Annotated in this window: 12 protein-coding genes and 2 pseudogenes; 3 read left to right on the top strand and 11 right to left on the bottom strand. The window is 38.3% G+C overall.

Features of this window, described 5'->3' with window-relative positions:
* The first annotated feature begins 77 nt into the window (after nucleotides 1-77).
* From NST05_RS04535 to NST05_RS04525, 3 genes and pseudogenes are all read left to right on the top strand, one after another.
* Nucleotides 78-658: pseudogene (locus NST05_RS04535) on the top strand (xanthine phosphoribosyltransferase).
* A pseudogene (locus NST05_RS04530) lies at nucleotides 658-1925 on the top strand (nucleobase:cation symporter-2 family protein). The pseudogenes NST05_RS04535 and NST05_RS04530 overlap by 1 nt, the downstream one beginning before the upstream one ends.
* A gap of 127 nt (nucleotides 1926-2052) precedes the next feature.
* Entirely contained in the window at nucleotides 2053-3402 is a 1350-nt protein-coding gene (locus tag NST05_RS04525; protein WP_014621757.1) for an MATE family efflux transporter, read from the top strand.
* A gap of 364 nt (nucleotides 3403-3766) precedes the next feature.
* On the opposite strand, the gene msrB is transcribed toward NST05_RS04525, so the two are convergent.
* The 11 genes from msrB to NST05_RS04470 all read right to left on the bottom strand — a co-directional run bounded on the left by msrB (nucleotide 3767) and on the right by NST05_RS04470 (nucleotide 13698).
* On the bottom strand, nucleotides 3767-4717 hold the full coding sequence (gene msrB / locus NST05_RS04520) for a peptide-methionine (R)-S-oxide reductase MsrB (RefSeq protein ID WP_041827064.1): 951 nt from the start codon (nucleotides 4715-4717) through the stop codon (nucleotides 3767-3769).
* A gap of 127 nt (nucleotides 4718-4844) precedes the next feature.
* Nucleotides 4845-5657, bottom strand: a complete 813-nt coding sequence (locus tag NST05_RS04515; protein ID WP_002953233.1) for an amino acid ABC transporter substrate-binding protein — start codon at nucleotides 5655-5657, stop codon at nucleotides 4845-4847.
* A gap of 18 nt (nucleotides 5658-5675) precedes the next feature.
* Entirely contained in the window at nucleotides 5676-7025 is a 1350-nt protein-coding gene (gene purB / locus NST05_RS04510) for an adenylosuccinate lyase (protein WP_084828927.1), read from the bottom strand.
* Between the two features lie 9 nt (nucleotides 7026-7034).
* Nucleotides 7035-7802 carry an amino acid ABC transporter ATP-binding protein gene (locus tag NST05_RS04505; RefSeq protein ID WP_084828928.1) on the bottom strand — a complete coding sequence of 256 codons (768 nt, stop codon included), beginning with the start codon at nucleotides 7800-7802 and terminating at the stop codon, nucleotides 7035-7037.
* Nucleotides 7789-8478, bottom strand: coding sequence for an amino acid ABC transporter permease (locus NST05_RS04500; protein WP_002953237.1), 690 nt, complete (start codon nucleotides 8476-8478; stop codon nucleotides 7789-7791). Before NST05_RS04500 ends, NST05_RS04505 begins: the two co-directional genes overlap by 14 nt.
* Entirely contained in the window at nucleotides 8468-9013 is a 546-nt protein-coding gene (locus tag NST05_RS04495) for a GNAT family N-acetyltransferase (protein WP_002953238.1), read from the bottom strand. The genes NST05_RS04500 and NST05_RS04495 overlap by 11 nt, the downstream gene beginning before the upstream one ends.
* Before the next feature lie 3 nt (nucleotides 9014-9016).
* Nucleotides 9017-10330, bottom strand: a complete 1314-nt coding sequence (locus NST05_RS04490) for an MmgE/PrpD family protein (protein WP_084828929.1) — start codon at nucleotides 10328-10330, stop codon at nucleotides 9017-9019.
* Nucleotides 10327-11502 carry an aminotransferase class I/II-fold pyridoxal phosphate-dependent enzyme gene (locus NST05_RS04485; protein ID WP_023909783.1) on the bottom strand — a complete coding sequence of 392 codons (1176 nt, stop codon included), beginning with the start codon at nucleotides 11500-11502 and terminating at the stop codon, nucleotides 10327-10329. The genes NST05_RS04490 and NST05_RS04485 overlap by 4 nt, the downstream gene beginning before the upstream one ends.
* 2 nt (nucleotides 11503-11504) lie before the next feature.
* Nucleotides 11505-12371 (bottom strand): iron-containing alcohol dehydrogenase, encoded by an 867-nt coding sequence (locus NST05_RS04480; RefSeq protein ID WP_252989140.1) that lies wholly within the window; start codon nucleotides 12369-12371, stop codon nucleotides 11505-11507.
* A 2-nt stretch (nucleotides 12372-12373) separates the two neighbouring features.
* Nucleotides 12374-12556 carry a hypothetical protein gene (locus tag NST05_RS04475; RefSeq protein ID WP_002953250.1) on the bottom strand — a complete coding sequence of 61 codons (183 nt, stop codon included), beginning with the start codon at nucleotides 12554-12556 and terminating at the stop codon, nucleotides 12374-12376.
* Nucleotides 12557-12558: 2 nt separating this feature from the next.
* The gene (locus tag NST05_RS04470) at nucleotides 12559-13698 is read right to left on the bottom strand and encodes a M20 peptidase aminoacylase family protein (protein ID WP_340742906.1); all 1140 of its coding nucleotides are present in this window, start codon (nucleotides 13696-13698) and stop codon (nucleotides 12559-12561) included.
* Nucleotides 13699-13737 lie beyond the last annotated feature (39 nt).

The following is a 13737-nucleotide window of genomic DNA, read 5'->3' as shown; positions in this document are numbered from 1 at the left end:
TTGGTTTTTGTCAGAGTCTCAATAGATTCTGAAATAAATCAAAGCACAGCATTGTTATTCAATTTATAGGAGGTAATATGAAATTACTGGAAGACCGCATTCTCAATGATGGGAATGTTCTTGGGAAAATTATCCTCAAAGTTGACTATTTTTAACTCACCAAGTTGACTTTGAGCTCATGCGTGAAATTGGAAAGGTATTTGCTAAAAAGTTCAAGGATACTGGCATCACCAAGGTGGTGACTATCGAAGCATCTGGTATTGCACCAGCCCTCTATGCAGCTGAAGCCTTAGATGTCCCTATGATTTTTGCTAAGAAGGCTAAAAATATCACCATGAATGAGGGTATCCTCACTGCTGAGGTTTACTCTTTCACTAAACAGGTGACTAGTACTGTCTCTATCGCAAGCAAGTTCCTCACTCCTGAAGATAAGGTTCTCATCGTTGATGATTTCCTAGCTAACGGCCAAGCTGCCAAAGGATTGATTCAAATCATTGAAGAGGCTGGCGCACACGTCGAAGCTATCGGAATCGTTATCGAGAAATCCTTCCAAGATGGTCGTGCTCTTTTGGAAGAAGCCGGCTACCCAGTTGTTTCACTTGCTCGTTTGGAGCGTTTCGAAAATGGTCAGGTCGTATTTAAGGAGGCAGACATCTAATGCAAAATAAAGAGAAACACTCACAAGTGGCAATCTTAGGACTGCAACACTTACTCGCCATGTACTCAGGCTCAATCTGGTTCCAATCATGATTGCTGGAGCTTTGGGCTACTCAGCTCATCAATTAACCTACTTGATTTCAACTGACATCTTCATGTGTGGTGTGGCAACTTTCCTCCAACTTCAACTCAATAAACACTTCGGTATTGGTCTTCCAGTTGTGCTTGGAGTTGCCTTCCAATCAGTGGCTCCACTCATTATGATTGGTAAGAGTCATGGTAGCGGTGCCATGTTTGGTGCCCTTATCATTTCAGGGATTTATGTTATCTTTGTTTCTGGTGTCTTTTCAAAATTTGCCAACCTCTTCCCTTCCATCGTTACGGGATCGGTCATCACAACTATTGGTTTGACCCTTATCCCTGTCGCTATCGGAAATATGGGGAACAATGTTGACAAACCAACTGGTCAAAGCCTCTTCCTTGCAGCTAACGATTCTTATCATCCTTTTGGTTAATATTTTTACCAAAGGATTTATCAAATCAATCTCAATCTTAATTGATTTGGTTATAGGTACTGTTATCGCAGCAAGCATGGGCTTAGTTGACTTCTCACCGGTAGCTGCGGCACCTGTTGTCCATGTGCCAACACCATTCTACTTCGGAATGCCTAAATTGGAGTTGTCATCAATCATCATGATGTGTATCATCGCTACTGTGTCAATGGTTGAATCAACCGGGGTTTACTTGGCGCTTTCTGACATTACCAAAGACCCAATTGATAGCACTCGCCTCCGTAACGGCTACCGAGCTGAGGGTATGGCTGTTCTCCTTGGTGGACTCTTCAATACCTTCCCATACACAGGTTTCTCTCAAAACGTTGGTCTTGTGAAGTTGTCAGGCATTAAGAAACGCTTGCCAATCTACTACACAGCTGGCTTCCTTGTTCTTCTCGGACTCCTTCCTAAGTTTGGTGCCTTGTCTCAAATCATCCCAAGCCCAGTACTTGGTGGTGCTATGCTAGTCATGTTCGGTTTTGTTTCTATTCAAGGGATGCAAATCTTGGCACGTGTTGATTTTGCTAACAACGAACACAACTTCTTGATTGCTGCGGTATCAATCGCTGCAGGGGTTGGTCTTAACAATAGCAACCTCTTCAACAGTTTACCAACAGCTTTCCAAATGTTCTTCTCAAACGGTATCGTGGTCGCAAGCTTACTTGCCATCGTCCTCAATGTGCCATTTTGAACCATAATAAAAAAGAAAAATAACACAAGAACACCTGAGTCGCTTTACTTAGGTGTTTTATCATGCAATAAAACATATTGAATCCAAGTCATATCTATAGTACAATAAAAATATAAATGTTTGAAAAATTAATTTAGAAAGGAGAATAGAATGCACGAAACACATTCTCTCCGTGAGCGATTTCTTGTTTTCTTCAAGATTTTTGTGCCCATACTAATCTATCAGTTCGCCAACTTCTCGGCAGCCTTTGTGGACACTACCATGACTGGTCAATACGATGCCCTACACTTGGCGGGTGTAGCCATGGCAACGAGTTTATGGAGTCCTTTTTTTACCTTCTTAACAGGTATCGTCTCTGCCTTGGTTCCGATTATCGGGCACCATCTAGGGGCAGGTCGCAAGGATCGAGTAGCTCCAGATTTCTATCAATTTCTCTATATGGCTTTAGGTCTATCACTGATCCTCTTTGCCCTCGTTTTTCTGGGGGCACCCTTAGTTCTGGGACACTTAGGTTTGGAACCAGTGGTCAGAAAGGTAGCCCTTGGTTACCTACGCTTTTTGAGCCTTGGAATTATTCCCCTTCTGCTCTTTAGCGTGGTTCGCTCCTTCCTTGATGCGCTTGGCCTCACGCGCCTTTCCATGTACCTCATGCTTTTGCTTCTACCACTAAATGGTTTCTTCAATTTTCTCCTCATCTATGGCATCGCTGGTCTACCAGAGTTGGGGGGAGCCGGAGCAGGTCTGGGAACTTCATTGGCTTACTGGGCTCTTTTCCTTATTTCCATCGCAGTTATCAGAAAGCATAAGAAGGTTAAACCCTACCAGATTGAAAAAATCCAACCCCTTGATAAGACGGCTCTGCTTGATGCACTGAAACTAGGCCTCCCCATTGGTGGAACGGTCTTTGCGGAGGTCTCCATCTTCTCAGGCGTTGGTCTAGTTATGGCCAAGTATCCATCCCTAGTCATTGCCAGTCATCAGGCAGCCATGAATTTCTCAAACCTCACGTATGCCTTTCCTCTCAGTGTTTCCAGTGCAATGGCTATCATTATTTCTTATGAATTTGGAGCTAAACGCATGGATGCGGTTAAGAGCTATAGCAAACTAGGACGTCTAACTGCCTTAGTTTTTGCTGGCTTTACCTTGTTCTTTCTCTATTTCTTGAGATATGATTTAGCTGAACTCTATGGACATGAACCTGAGTTTTTGAGAATGACAACCGTTTTCATGACCTATAGCCTCTTCTTTCAAGTATCGGATGCCTTTGCGGCTCCACTTCAAGGAATTCTGCGTGGCTATAAGGACACCAAGGTTCCTTTCTATCTCGGTGTCTTGTCCTACTGGGGCTTGACCTTTCCTGTTGGTTACCTTCTTGAAAAAGTTGCTGGACTGGGTCCATATAGTTACTGGATTGGCCTGATTGCCAGTCTTATCGTCAGTGGTCTTTGTTACCAATGGCGCCTAAATAGAATCGTCAAACGCTACGAATCACATCATTAATATACCTTAAACAGTCTAGTTAGACTGCTTTTTCTCTGCTCAAAACTTGATAATAAAGAAAAAGCCTCCTTCATATTGAAAACAAATAAACTGTTGTCAATGTACAGAAAGTTTCTTTTATGAGTGATTAGTTATATTCAGATTTTCCTGCTTATTGCCAAACTGGATCCATTAATGAAAGCATAGATGTTTAATATTGAAAAAGGTCAATTTTTGTCCTGAAAGGTTAGGTGATATTTTATGTTAGATTTAAAAGGCTTTCCTTAATTTCTTTTACATGCAAAAGAGGTTGGTAGCAAGGGACTCCAACCTCTTTAGTTATGACATGATTCTGCTAAAAACATCTCTTAAAACTCGTGACTAGTCAATCTACTTGGTCAAGTAAGTAGGCATAGCCTTCTTTTTCCATATCAGCTTTAGGCACAAATCGCGTTGCTACACCATTGATACAGTAGCGTAACCCCCCCTTGTCACTTGGCCCATCTGGAAAGACATGCCCAAGATGAGAATCTCCTACACGACTACGAACCTCAATACGATCCATATTGTGAGAATGGTCTTCTTTGTAGTTGGCAACCTCGGGACTAATAGGACGAGAGAAACTTGGCCAGCCACAGGCTGAATAAAACTTGTCCCTAGATGAAAAGAGAGGCTCACCGGTCACTACATCAACATAAATCCCTGGTTCAAAATGATTCCAAAGTGGGCTTGTAAAGGCTCGTTCTGTTCTATTTTCTTGGGTCACAGCATAGGCTTCTGGACTCAGACTTACTTTAAGTTCCTCCTGACTTGGCTTGTGATAAGAACTTGAATCAATAACAGGGTTAACGGCTTGATTAACATTAATATGGCAATAGCCATTAGGATTCTTCTTGAGATAGTCCTGATGGTATTCCTCAGCAGGAATAAAGTGCTGAAGTGGCAACAACTCAACCGCCAAAGGCTGACCGTATTGCTCAGACATTTCTTGGAAAACTTTCTCGATGATTGGAAGGTCATTTACATCAGTATAGTAAACACCCGTACGGTACTGGGTTCCCACATCATTCCCCTGTTTGTTTTTGCTTAGAGGATTGATGATACGGAAAAAATGTAGCAGAATCTCTCGCAATGTCACCTTGCCAGCATCATAGGTCACCTGAACAGTCTCAGCATGTCCCGTCTGACTGATGAGCTCATAACGAGTCGTCTCACTACTACCATTAGCATAACCCGAAACCGCATCTAACACACCAGGCACACGAGAGAAGTACTCTTCCACACCCCAGAAACAGCCACCAGCAAGATAGATCACATGATTATTTGGATTTGACATTTTTAGCACTCCCTTCACTAGATACTTGCATCTCCACGCTTTAAGTGTAACTCTTTTTGGGAGATTTCGCACTTATGGTGACTTGGAGAGAAAAAAACAACGACATTGGGTCGTTGTTTGATGAGGGTTATTTTTTATAAGTGGCATCAATACCTGAGAAGTATTTTTTAGAAAGTTTTGAGACTGTTCCATCTTTAATTAACTCTTCCACAGATTTATCCGCTTTTTCTCGTAAGTCTTTATTTTTTCCTTTATTGAAAGCAATGGCAATGTTTTCTTGTCCTAATTCACCATCCAAAATCTTCAGATCTAGATTTTTTTGTTTAATAATAGCTGATAAGATTGTCTTAGAGTTTGAGTAACCATCAACTTGACCATTCGTTACCCCTGTCAAAGCTGCTTCACGGTCATCGAAGGTTTGAATTTGAATAGATGGATCATAAGCATTAACAACTTTAATTTGGTTTGAACCAACGGTTGCTGCTAATGTATGACCCCCAAGCTCATTAATATTTGTTAGTGAAGAATCTTTTTTAACGACAACACCATATTGGAAGGTTGCATACGGTGTTGTGAAATCGTAAGATTTTTGGCGTTCATCCGTAATTGCGATACTACTTGCGACCGCATCAACTTTACCACTTTGCAAAAGACCAAACAGTCCATCAAAACTTGTTGTTATAAACTCCACTTTATAGCCGATTTTCTTGCCAACTGCTCTAGCAATTTCTACATCAAAACCTGTCAAATCACCATTCGAATCTTTATAAGAACCAGGGAAACTTACACCTGTTGTGGCAACACGTAGAACCTTTTCATTTGAACTAGATTTTGAGACTGTTTGGGTCGTTTTCGAACCTGATGCAGTTTGATAGCCAAAATATGCAATTACAGCAATAAAAATAATACCTACAATAGCAAAAATTGATTTCTTTTTCATAATAATCTCCTTTATAAATTAAATAGTTACTTGTGATAAAACTTCATCCACTTTTTCTAGACATTCACCAATATTATTTTTAGGATCTACCCAAGATAATATATCTTCTTTTGTGAAGTTTAACCTCACCCTCTCATCTGAGTAAACCAAGTCAATGAAGTCTTTGTTTTCTTCAAGTGCAGTCATTGCTGCCTGATAGACAATTTCGTGGGCAGTCTGTTTGCCGAGTTTTAGTCCCACTTCAAACATGATACGCTCAGAATATGGGAGAGCTCCTTGTTTATTTAAATTATCAAGCATCTTATCTTGATTAACTTTCAATCCAGATAAAATATAAGTTGCGTTGACGATTTGAGCATCAAGATAGCTTGTAATTTCTGGTAAAGCTACCCATTCATTACGCCAATGAATAGCATCCCGCTCACCATCAATTAGAAGCGATTGAAACATCAAATCAACATCTTTAAAGACCGGTTGTGTCAGGCTCGCTAACCCTTCAATAAGGGCAGGATTACGTTTTTGAGGCATGGTTGATGATCCTACTTCACCTTTTTTAAAAGGCTCATGTACCTCATCAATTTCTGTTTTCATCAATGTAAAAAGCTCACGACCGATTTTCCCAAGTGTACCTGAGAAAATACCTAAAACACTTGCAAATTCAGAAAAACGATCTCGAGAAGGTTGCCAAGAGATGTTAGGAACAGCTAAGCCTAACTCTTTTAAGACTGCCTTCTCAACTTCTCTTCCTCTACCGAAAAATGAGGCATAAGAACCAACCGCACCACTGATACTACCTACGAAAACATCATTCTCAAGCAATTGCTTCAACCTTCGTTGACTTCGTAAGAGTTCATCCAACCAGATTGACAATTTGAAGCCAAAAGTGATTGGAATAGCATGTATACCATGTGTCCGACCTATCATAAGTGTCGAACGATGTTCTTTGGTTAATTTTGCTAGAGTAGAAATAAGGTCTTTTGTATGATCCAAAATGATATTATAGGCTTCTTTAGTTTGCAACATTATACCAGTATCCACTATATCTTGGGTAGTGACACCATAATGAACAAACTCACCTTCTTTTCCTCCAACCTCTTCTTGCAAAGCATGAATGAGAGCAATCAATGAATGACGTTTCTCAGCACTTTCTTTTTGTAGAGAAAGAAAATCAAAGTTATCTACCTTGGCTTTTTTCACAATTTTATCAGCTGCTGATTTTGGAATGATGCCTAAATCACCTTCAATCTTCGCTAAAGCAGCTTCAACAGCCAATTGTTTTGAAATTTTATTATCATCACTCCATATAGAACGTATAGCTGGAGTTGAAAAATTATTTTGCAATAATATGGAATCTAAAACACTCGTCATAGAATCTCCTTACAATTCTGCACTTTCTGGTGTGCCTCTGTACAGTGAGTTTACAAAAGAACGTACCCTATCATGACTACCCTCATTAGATAGTAAAATCTTAGCATCTCCTTGAGTTAGGATTTCACCATTTTCTATAAAGACAGCCTTATCTGCAATTTTTCTTGCAAACTCCATTTCATGTGTTACCAAGATCATTGTAATATTCTTCTTCGCAAGATTTACAATAACTTGAAGAACACTTTCAACCATCTCAGGATCTAGTGAAGACGTAGGTTCATCAAATAGAATAACTTCTGGATGAAAAGCAACCGCACGCGCAATTGCCACCCGTTGCTGCTGACCCCCAGATAGGGTAGCAGGGTATTGTGAAACAAATTTCTCAAGACCAACGTCTTTTAAAGCTTGTAGCGCAATTTCTTTAGCTTCTGACTTACTATATTTTCCGTTTAGAATAAGAGGACGATACACATTTTCTAGTACGGTAAAATTTTTAAATAAGTTAAAACTCTGAAAGATCATTGTTGAGTATTGTCTTATCTCTCGAATAGCATTCTTAGACAATTTTGAAGTATCAACTTCTGTATTAGAAATCCGTAATATACCTTGACTGGGCTTTTGAAGTAAATTAATAGTTCTTAGTAGGGTTGTTTTACCAGAACCACTCGGTCCGATAAAAACAGTAACTGAACCTTTTTCAACTTCCAAGTCAATATTTTTCAAAATTTGTTTTTTACCAATTGTTACATCTAGATCTTTCAAACTAATAAGAGTCATGTAAATCCCTCCTATACGGAATTTCTAATTCTTTTTCAAATTGTTTTTGAACCCATGTATATACTACAATCATTATCCAATATAGTAGACCAACTGCTAAATAGGTTTCAAAATAACGAAACGATTCGCCAGCAATCATCTTAGCATTACCAAAAAGCTCTGTTATCCCTAATGTAAAAGCCAAAGATGTTTCTTTCAACAAACTAATAAAGGTATTTCCTGTTGCAGGAAGAGCATTTAGGGTAGCTTGGGGAAGAATGACATGGAGAAACACCTTCCAGGCAGGAATGTTCAATGCTTCCCCAGCTTCGATTTGTCCCTTATCAATAGAGTTAATTGCCGCCCTAAATATTTCTGACAAGTAAGCAGCCTCTTTTAACCCAAGTCCAATTAAAGCAGCAGTTAATGCCGACATCCCTTTGAAAGCAGGAAATAGTTGAGGCAAACCATAAAAAATAAGGAACAATTGAACAAGCGTTGGCATTCCCCTAAAGAGAGAAATATAAACTTGTGAGATAAATATCAAAACCTTATTTTTAGACAATTGCAACCATGTAATAAATAGTCCAATTAGAATAGCTAAAATCATAGAAATAAGAGCTATAAAAATAGTTACTGGAATATAGGCTGGTAACTTTACAAATAATTCAAAAAAATATTCCCAACTAAAATTCATTAACATTCTCCTTTATTAGATCTTGTAATTCTTTATCATTAACATTCAAAAGAGCTTTTTTATCCAATATCTTAATCATATATATAGTCTTATGATCCGAAAAAAGTTGTTTTTCCGATAAGTAAACAAAGCCCAACTTCTCATAAGCTTTGATAAGCCATGGGTGTTCAAGTGCAGTTCCCAAAGTTATAGCAGGTGCTCTCAATTTCTTAATAACAAATTCGTCAATTACTTCTTCTATAAGCATCCTAGCCAAAGACCTCCCTTGATAATCAGGATGGGTCGCAACCCAACCAAGATGAGGTAAAGCAAAGGGAGAAGGATTTTTAGACCATGGTAATCTTAGAGATGCTGTTGTCACTATCTTTCCATCGGCCTTTTCAGTAAACATGGGTTGCCCTAGCCAATGGTCTTCAACTTCCTCAGAACTAATGGTAGCAGCTTTGAAATGAATTCCTAGCTTTTCATTATTACTATATGCTGTGTGAAAGAGTTCTGTGAGCTGTTCAATCTCTTTTATACTAACTTTCTCCATATCTTACCTTTCTGAAAGTAATTTCTTGATTTCACCCAGTGTTAAAGTTTCTCTTTCTTTTATCTTAAATAGAACATCTAATTTTCCATGACTTAGCTGAGAAGCCTTCTCAAAAATGTCATCTTCTAATAAAGGATTAGCTGGTGAACCTTTAGGATCCTCAACTAAGAATGAGTAAGTCTCCTCTTTAGTAATGATTTCTAAACAAATAGTCCTTTTTTCTGAGCTTGCTTTTAAATCATTTTTTCGTGTAATCAGATTTCGAAACTGATGAAATGCTTGGTCAACAGTGTTTTCAGAGAAATCAGAATAGTCAACCTTACCTTTTATCAAACCCAACCAAGTAATATACTCGATTGAAAATTTTCCCTCGATACCATTTTGAGGAGTACGATGTGTTAAAGCTCTGTCACCATCCTCGGTAAAATGAATAACAAGACTTTCAATTTCTGATAGAGATAGGTTTAGTTCAAAAGCTTTCTGAGCCGCTTCTAAACCTGCTGTTGCTGCTGAGCAGATAGGATAATTCTTAAACCAAAGACCCACTTTTTCTAACTGGCTAGGTTGCAACCAATTCTCTAGAAGTTGCTTACTATCTAATGCCTTACCAATTATAGTTTGACTCCATCCTCTTTTAGACGAAAAAGGATCCGCATACGCACTTAAGCCTGACCTTATTATTTGATAAGCAACCACTGCATTTCTCGCTGCAAAACCCGCATTCAATGGTTTACCATCAGTTCCTTCTTGATATAGAAAACCAGATGCTTGACTTGTGGCCAATGATAATAATTGCGAAAAACAATCGCTCGATAACTGTTTTAAGCTTCCTATTGCTGCTGTTGCTGCCAAAGTCCCAATTGTTGCTGTCGCATGCCAACCTTCTTTGACATGTTGTGGTTGAAATTGTTGCCCCAGTCTACCAGCTAATTCAACTCCTTGAACATAGGACCAGAGAAAATCTTTTAGCTGAACATCATTCTCAGAAACTGCAAGCAAAGCTGAGAAAATGACTGCACTTGGATGTCCTCTATAAGTTACTAAAACATCATCTAAGTCTTCGTAATGTGCTAGATAACCTTGTAATAGAGCTAATCTCTCAGGAGTCGTTGAATACGATGAAAACCAGATTTTTTTCTCTCCTAGCAAACCGAATGATTTAATAAACGCTTGGTTCTTTGTAGTTTCCAAGCCCTTTGATAAACAAGCAAGATAATCAATAAATGCTAGGTAGGCTATCTCAAGTTGTTTTTGATTATGAGTGGAAGGTTTATATCTTTTCAAGAGATGAAAAACTAAATCTTCAGTTACTGTCATATAACTCTCTTCTTTTCTAGAAAAGCAATTAGCTTCTCAATTCCTAATTGAATCGTTTTTAAATCTGATACTAAACTTAATCGGATGTATCCCTTACCAAATTCTCCAAAAGTAGAACCCGGAATCAAAGCTACTTGTTCCTTTGTAAGAAACTCTTCCACAAAAGTAATATCATCTATTGTTTTAGGTAGTTTAATCCAAATGAAAAAAGTTCCTTCTGATTTTATAACATCAATATTATGTTCTTCCAACAGACTTAAAACAAGATCTCGTCTTTCCTTATACAACTTTTGAAGTTGCCCACGTTCCTTCTCTGAATATAAAAGTGCATATGTCGAAGCATCCTGAACCGATCCAAACGTTCCTCCAACAGAAGCCCTAATATAGCCTTTTAGAAGAGAAATAACCTCTTTGTTTCCGACTGCAAAAGCAATCCCAAAGCCCGCCATGTTAAAGGTCTTAGAAAGTGTATAGATTTCTATTCCTACTTCTTTAGCTCCGGGAGCCTGCAGAAAACTAGGAGATTTTCCTGAAAAGCTAATATCCGAATAAGCAAAATCATGAGAAACAACAAGATTATTCTCTTTAGCAAAGGCTACAGTTTCCTTAAAGAATTCGTCATTTGCTCCAGCACCAGTTGGGTTATTGGGATAATTTAAAAAAAGTAATTTTGATTTCTCTAGGATTTCTTTAGGAATAGATGAATATTGAGGTAGAAAATTATTTTCAATAGTTAAAGGGAGAGGATAATTAACGGCTCCAGCCATCTTAATTCCCGCATCATATCCAAAAAATGCTGGATTCGGTGTTAAAACGATATCTTCAGGATTCGCCAGAACCATTGGTAAAGCAGTTAATGCCACAAGCAAACCACTAAATATCATCACTTCGTCATTACTAAGTTCAACATCATACTCAGATTTATAAAAAGAAATAATTGCTTCTTTTAAACTGTCCTTACCTCCATATGGAGGATAGCCCTGATTTTTCACCTTAACTGAAGCCTTTAAAAATTCTTCAACGATGGGTTGAAAGGTCGGTTGATCAGGATTACCTCGTCCTAAGTTAATGACCCTTTTTCCCTCTTTGTTTAATTTTTTTATTTCTCCCTGTTGATGAGATGTAAAATGATTCTGTCTCTGAGACACTCGATAGGGCGCTATTATTTCCATATCTATCCTCTAATTTCTTCTAAAGCTTCCCTGACAATGTGTGCTTCCAAACCTGGGAATACTGATTGAACTCGGCTATCATTTGATTTAGATATATAGTTAGATAATTCATCAAGCTCTTCGTCTGTATCCAAGCCCAGTTCTTTTAATGTCAAAGGTAAACCAATCTTAGCGTGGTAGTCCTCAATCTCCTTACGATAAACTGCCGAAGGCTCCCTTTCAATGATTGTCTGTAGAAGACTTCCTAAAGCAACAGCTTCTCCGTGTGTTTTTATATAATCCGGTTTTACTTTGACATAGCCATTATAAAATGCATGAGCTATAACACTTCTACCATCTTGATCCAATATCCCATCTACAGATGCAGCAACTAAGAAAATCGTATCAAATAAATTGGTCAATGCTAAATCGTCTAGGGCTTCAATGTCAGTCACCTTCAACACTTCACGCCTACAGATTGTAATATACTCTTTTCCTATTTGTGCAGAGACAAGGTTCTCATTTTCCTTGGTAATTTGTCGTCTTATTTCATAAAATTTAGCAAGTGTATCCCCAATGCCCCATAAAAGATATTTTCGTGGTGCTGTCTTTAGAATATCTGGTTCCAACAAGACTAAATCCACCGCTTTTTTATGTCTCACATTAGCTATTTTTTCGTGAGCCTCAGAATAGACAATACTCTTTGTTATAAGGGCGGCACAGTTTGAAGGAACTGTTTGGACGATAACTGATTTTATCGATAAGTTATCAGTTACAAGTTTTGCTGTGTCTACCAACTGACCATCACCAAAAGCAATTAAAGCATCCGCATCAGTGATAATTTTTTCTATTCTTTCAACTTCTTGGAATGTGCAATATCCCGTGAACAATATTATAGATTTTCAACTAAAAAGCTTTCTGGGAGAAATGGTTTGATAACTTCCAGTACTATCTCGTCTGTCAGAATAATAGATCGATCAATTCCTCTATCCTTCAATAAAGATGGGAGTTGATTCAAAATACCGGCCTTATTTATATATTCTGATAGTCTCATTCTAATAATGCGTTTTACCATCGTTACTCCTTTTTAAAATGATTCAGTAGCGCAAATGCACTTTCAACGAAATAATTCACTGCAACTGGTAAAGCTTCATCTCTAACAATAAAATCATCATGGTGCCAATCAGGAGCATTCTCTTCACCATTTGAACCTACAAAAGCAAAGACCCCAGGAATCTTTTCCTGATAAGCAGCAAAATCCTCTCCTCCTGTTGAAGGAAGTGTTTCAATCACTTCAGCAAACTTTTTGCTATTTTCAAAAATGATTGGTGTCAAGTCTCTATCGTTAAATGTTACATTTGGAGCATTTCCCCAATTGATCTCAACTCTTGCATCAAATTGTTGCGAAACAGCTTTTACGACTTTCTCAAATCTTTCAATTACAGAAAGTCTTACCTCTGGATCAAAGGAACGAATGGTTCCTTCAAAATAACCATTTGCTGGAAGGACATTCCAAGTTGTACCTACATCAATATGAGTAACTGATAAAACAGCTGATTCAAAAGGTGATACCGTACGAGACACGATATTTTGCAAATTATTAATGATTGTCGTAATAACCAAAACAGTATCAACACCAAGGTCTGGACGAGCTGCGTGAGCACTCACTCCATTTACTATTACTTTAAACTGTTCAACCCCTGCCATAATTGCACCTGAGCGTAATCCAATTTGACCTGGTTTTAGATGCGGGTTATTATGGTAACCAATAATAGCTGAAACATTTTCAAGCCCACCAGCTTCAATAACCTTATGACCACCTTGAAAGTTCTCCTCAGCTGGTTGGAATATCAACCTAACTGTCCCATTTAATTCAGCTTCACGCTCTTTCAGTAGTTCTGCTGCACCAAGCAAACTTGTTTGGTGAAAATCATGACCACACGCATGCATAGCACCATTTGAACTAGCATAGTCAAGATTCGTCCTCTCAACAATTGGAAGTGCATCAATATCAGCACGTAAAGCTATAATTGGTAACCCAGATCCAATCTCAGCAATCACACCTGTCTCCAATGGATAATCCAAAGGTTTGATTTCAAGCTCAGATAAATAGTTTTTTATATATTTTGTTGTTTCATATTCTTGCTCAGAAATCTCTGGATGTTCATGAATATAGTGTCTCACTTTAGCTAATTTACTATAAAAAGTATCAGTCATCGGGTTACCTCTCTCGAAAATTTCATAGTCCATATCATA

The organism is Streptococcus sp. FSL E2-3494, from assembly GCF_038007085.1.
Taxonomy (GTDB): domain Bacteria; phylum Bacillota; class Bacilli; order Lactobacillales; family Streptococcaceae; genus Streptococcus; species Streptococcus thermophilus.
This window is presented reverse-complemented; position numbering and strand designations above follow the sequence as displayed.

Coding starts and splice junctions, on each gene's coding strand:
- NST05_RS04525 (WP_014621757.1), top strand. CDS start 2,053: ATGCACGAAACACATTCTCTCCGTGAGCGATTTCTTGTTTTCTTCAAG.
- msrB (WP_041827064.1), bottom strand. CDS start 4,717: ATGTCAAATCCAAATAATCATGTGATCTATCTTGCTGGTGGCTGTTTC.
- NST05_RS04515 (WP_002953233.1), bottom strand. CDS start 5,657: ATGAAAAAGAAATCAATTTTTGCTATTGTAGGTATTATTTTTATTGCT.
- purB (WP_084828927.1), bottom strand. CDS start 7,025: ATGACGAGTGTTTTAGATTCCATATTATTGCAAAATAATTTTTCAACT.
- NST05_RS04505 (WP_084828928.1), bottom strand. CDS start 7,802: ATGACTCTTATTAGTTTGAAAGATCTAGATGTAACAATTGGTAAAAAA.
- NST05_RS04500 (WP_002953237.1), bottom strand. CDS start 8,478: ATGAATTTTAGTTGGGAATATTTTTTTGAATTATTTGTAAAGTTACCA.
- NST05_RS04495 (WP_002953238.1), bottom strand. CDS start 9,013: ATGGAGAAAGTTAGTATAAAAGAGATTGAACAGCTCACAGAACTCTTT.
- NST05_RS04490 (WP_084828929.1), bottom strand. CDS start 10,330: ATGACAGTAACTGAAGATTTAGTTTTTCATCTCTTGAAAAGATATAAA.
- NST05_RS04485 (WP_023909783.1), bottom strand. CDS start 11,502: ATGGAAATAATAGCGCCCTATCGAGTGTCTCAGAGACAGAATCATTTT.
- NST05_RS04475 (WP_002953250.1), bottom strand. CDS start 12,556: ATGGTAAAACGCATTATTAGAATGAGACTATCAGAATATATAAATAAG.
- NST05_RS04470 (WP_340742906.1), bottom strand. CDS start 13,698: ATGACTGATACTTTTTATAGTAAATTAGCTAAAGTGAGACACTATATT.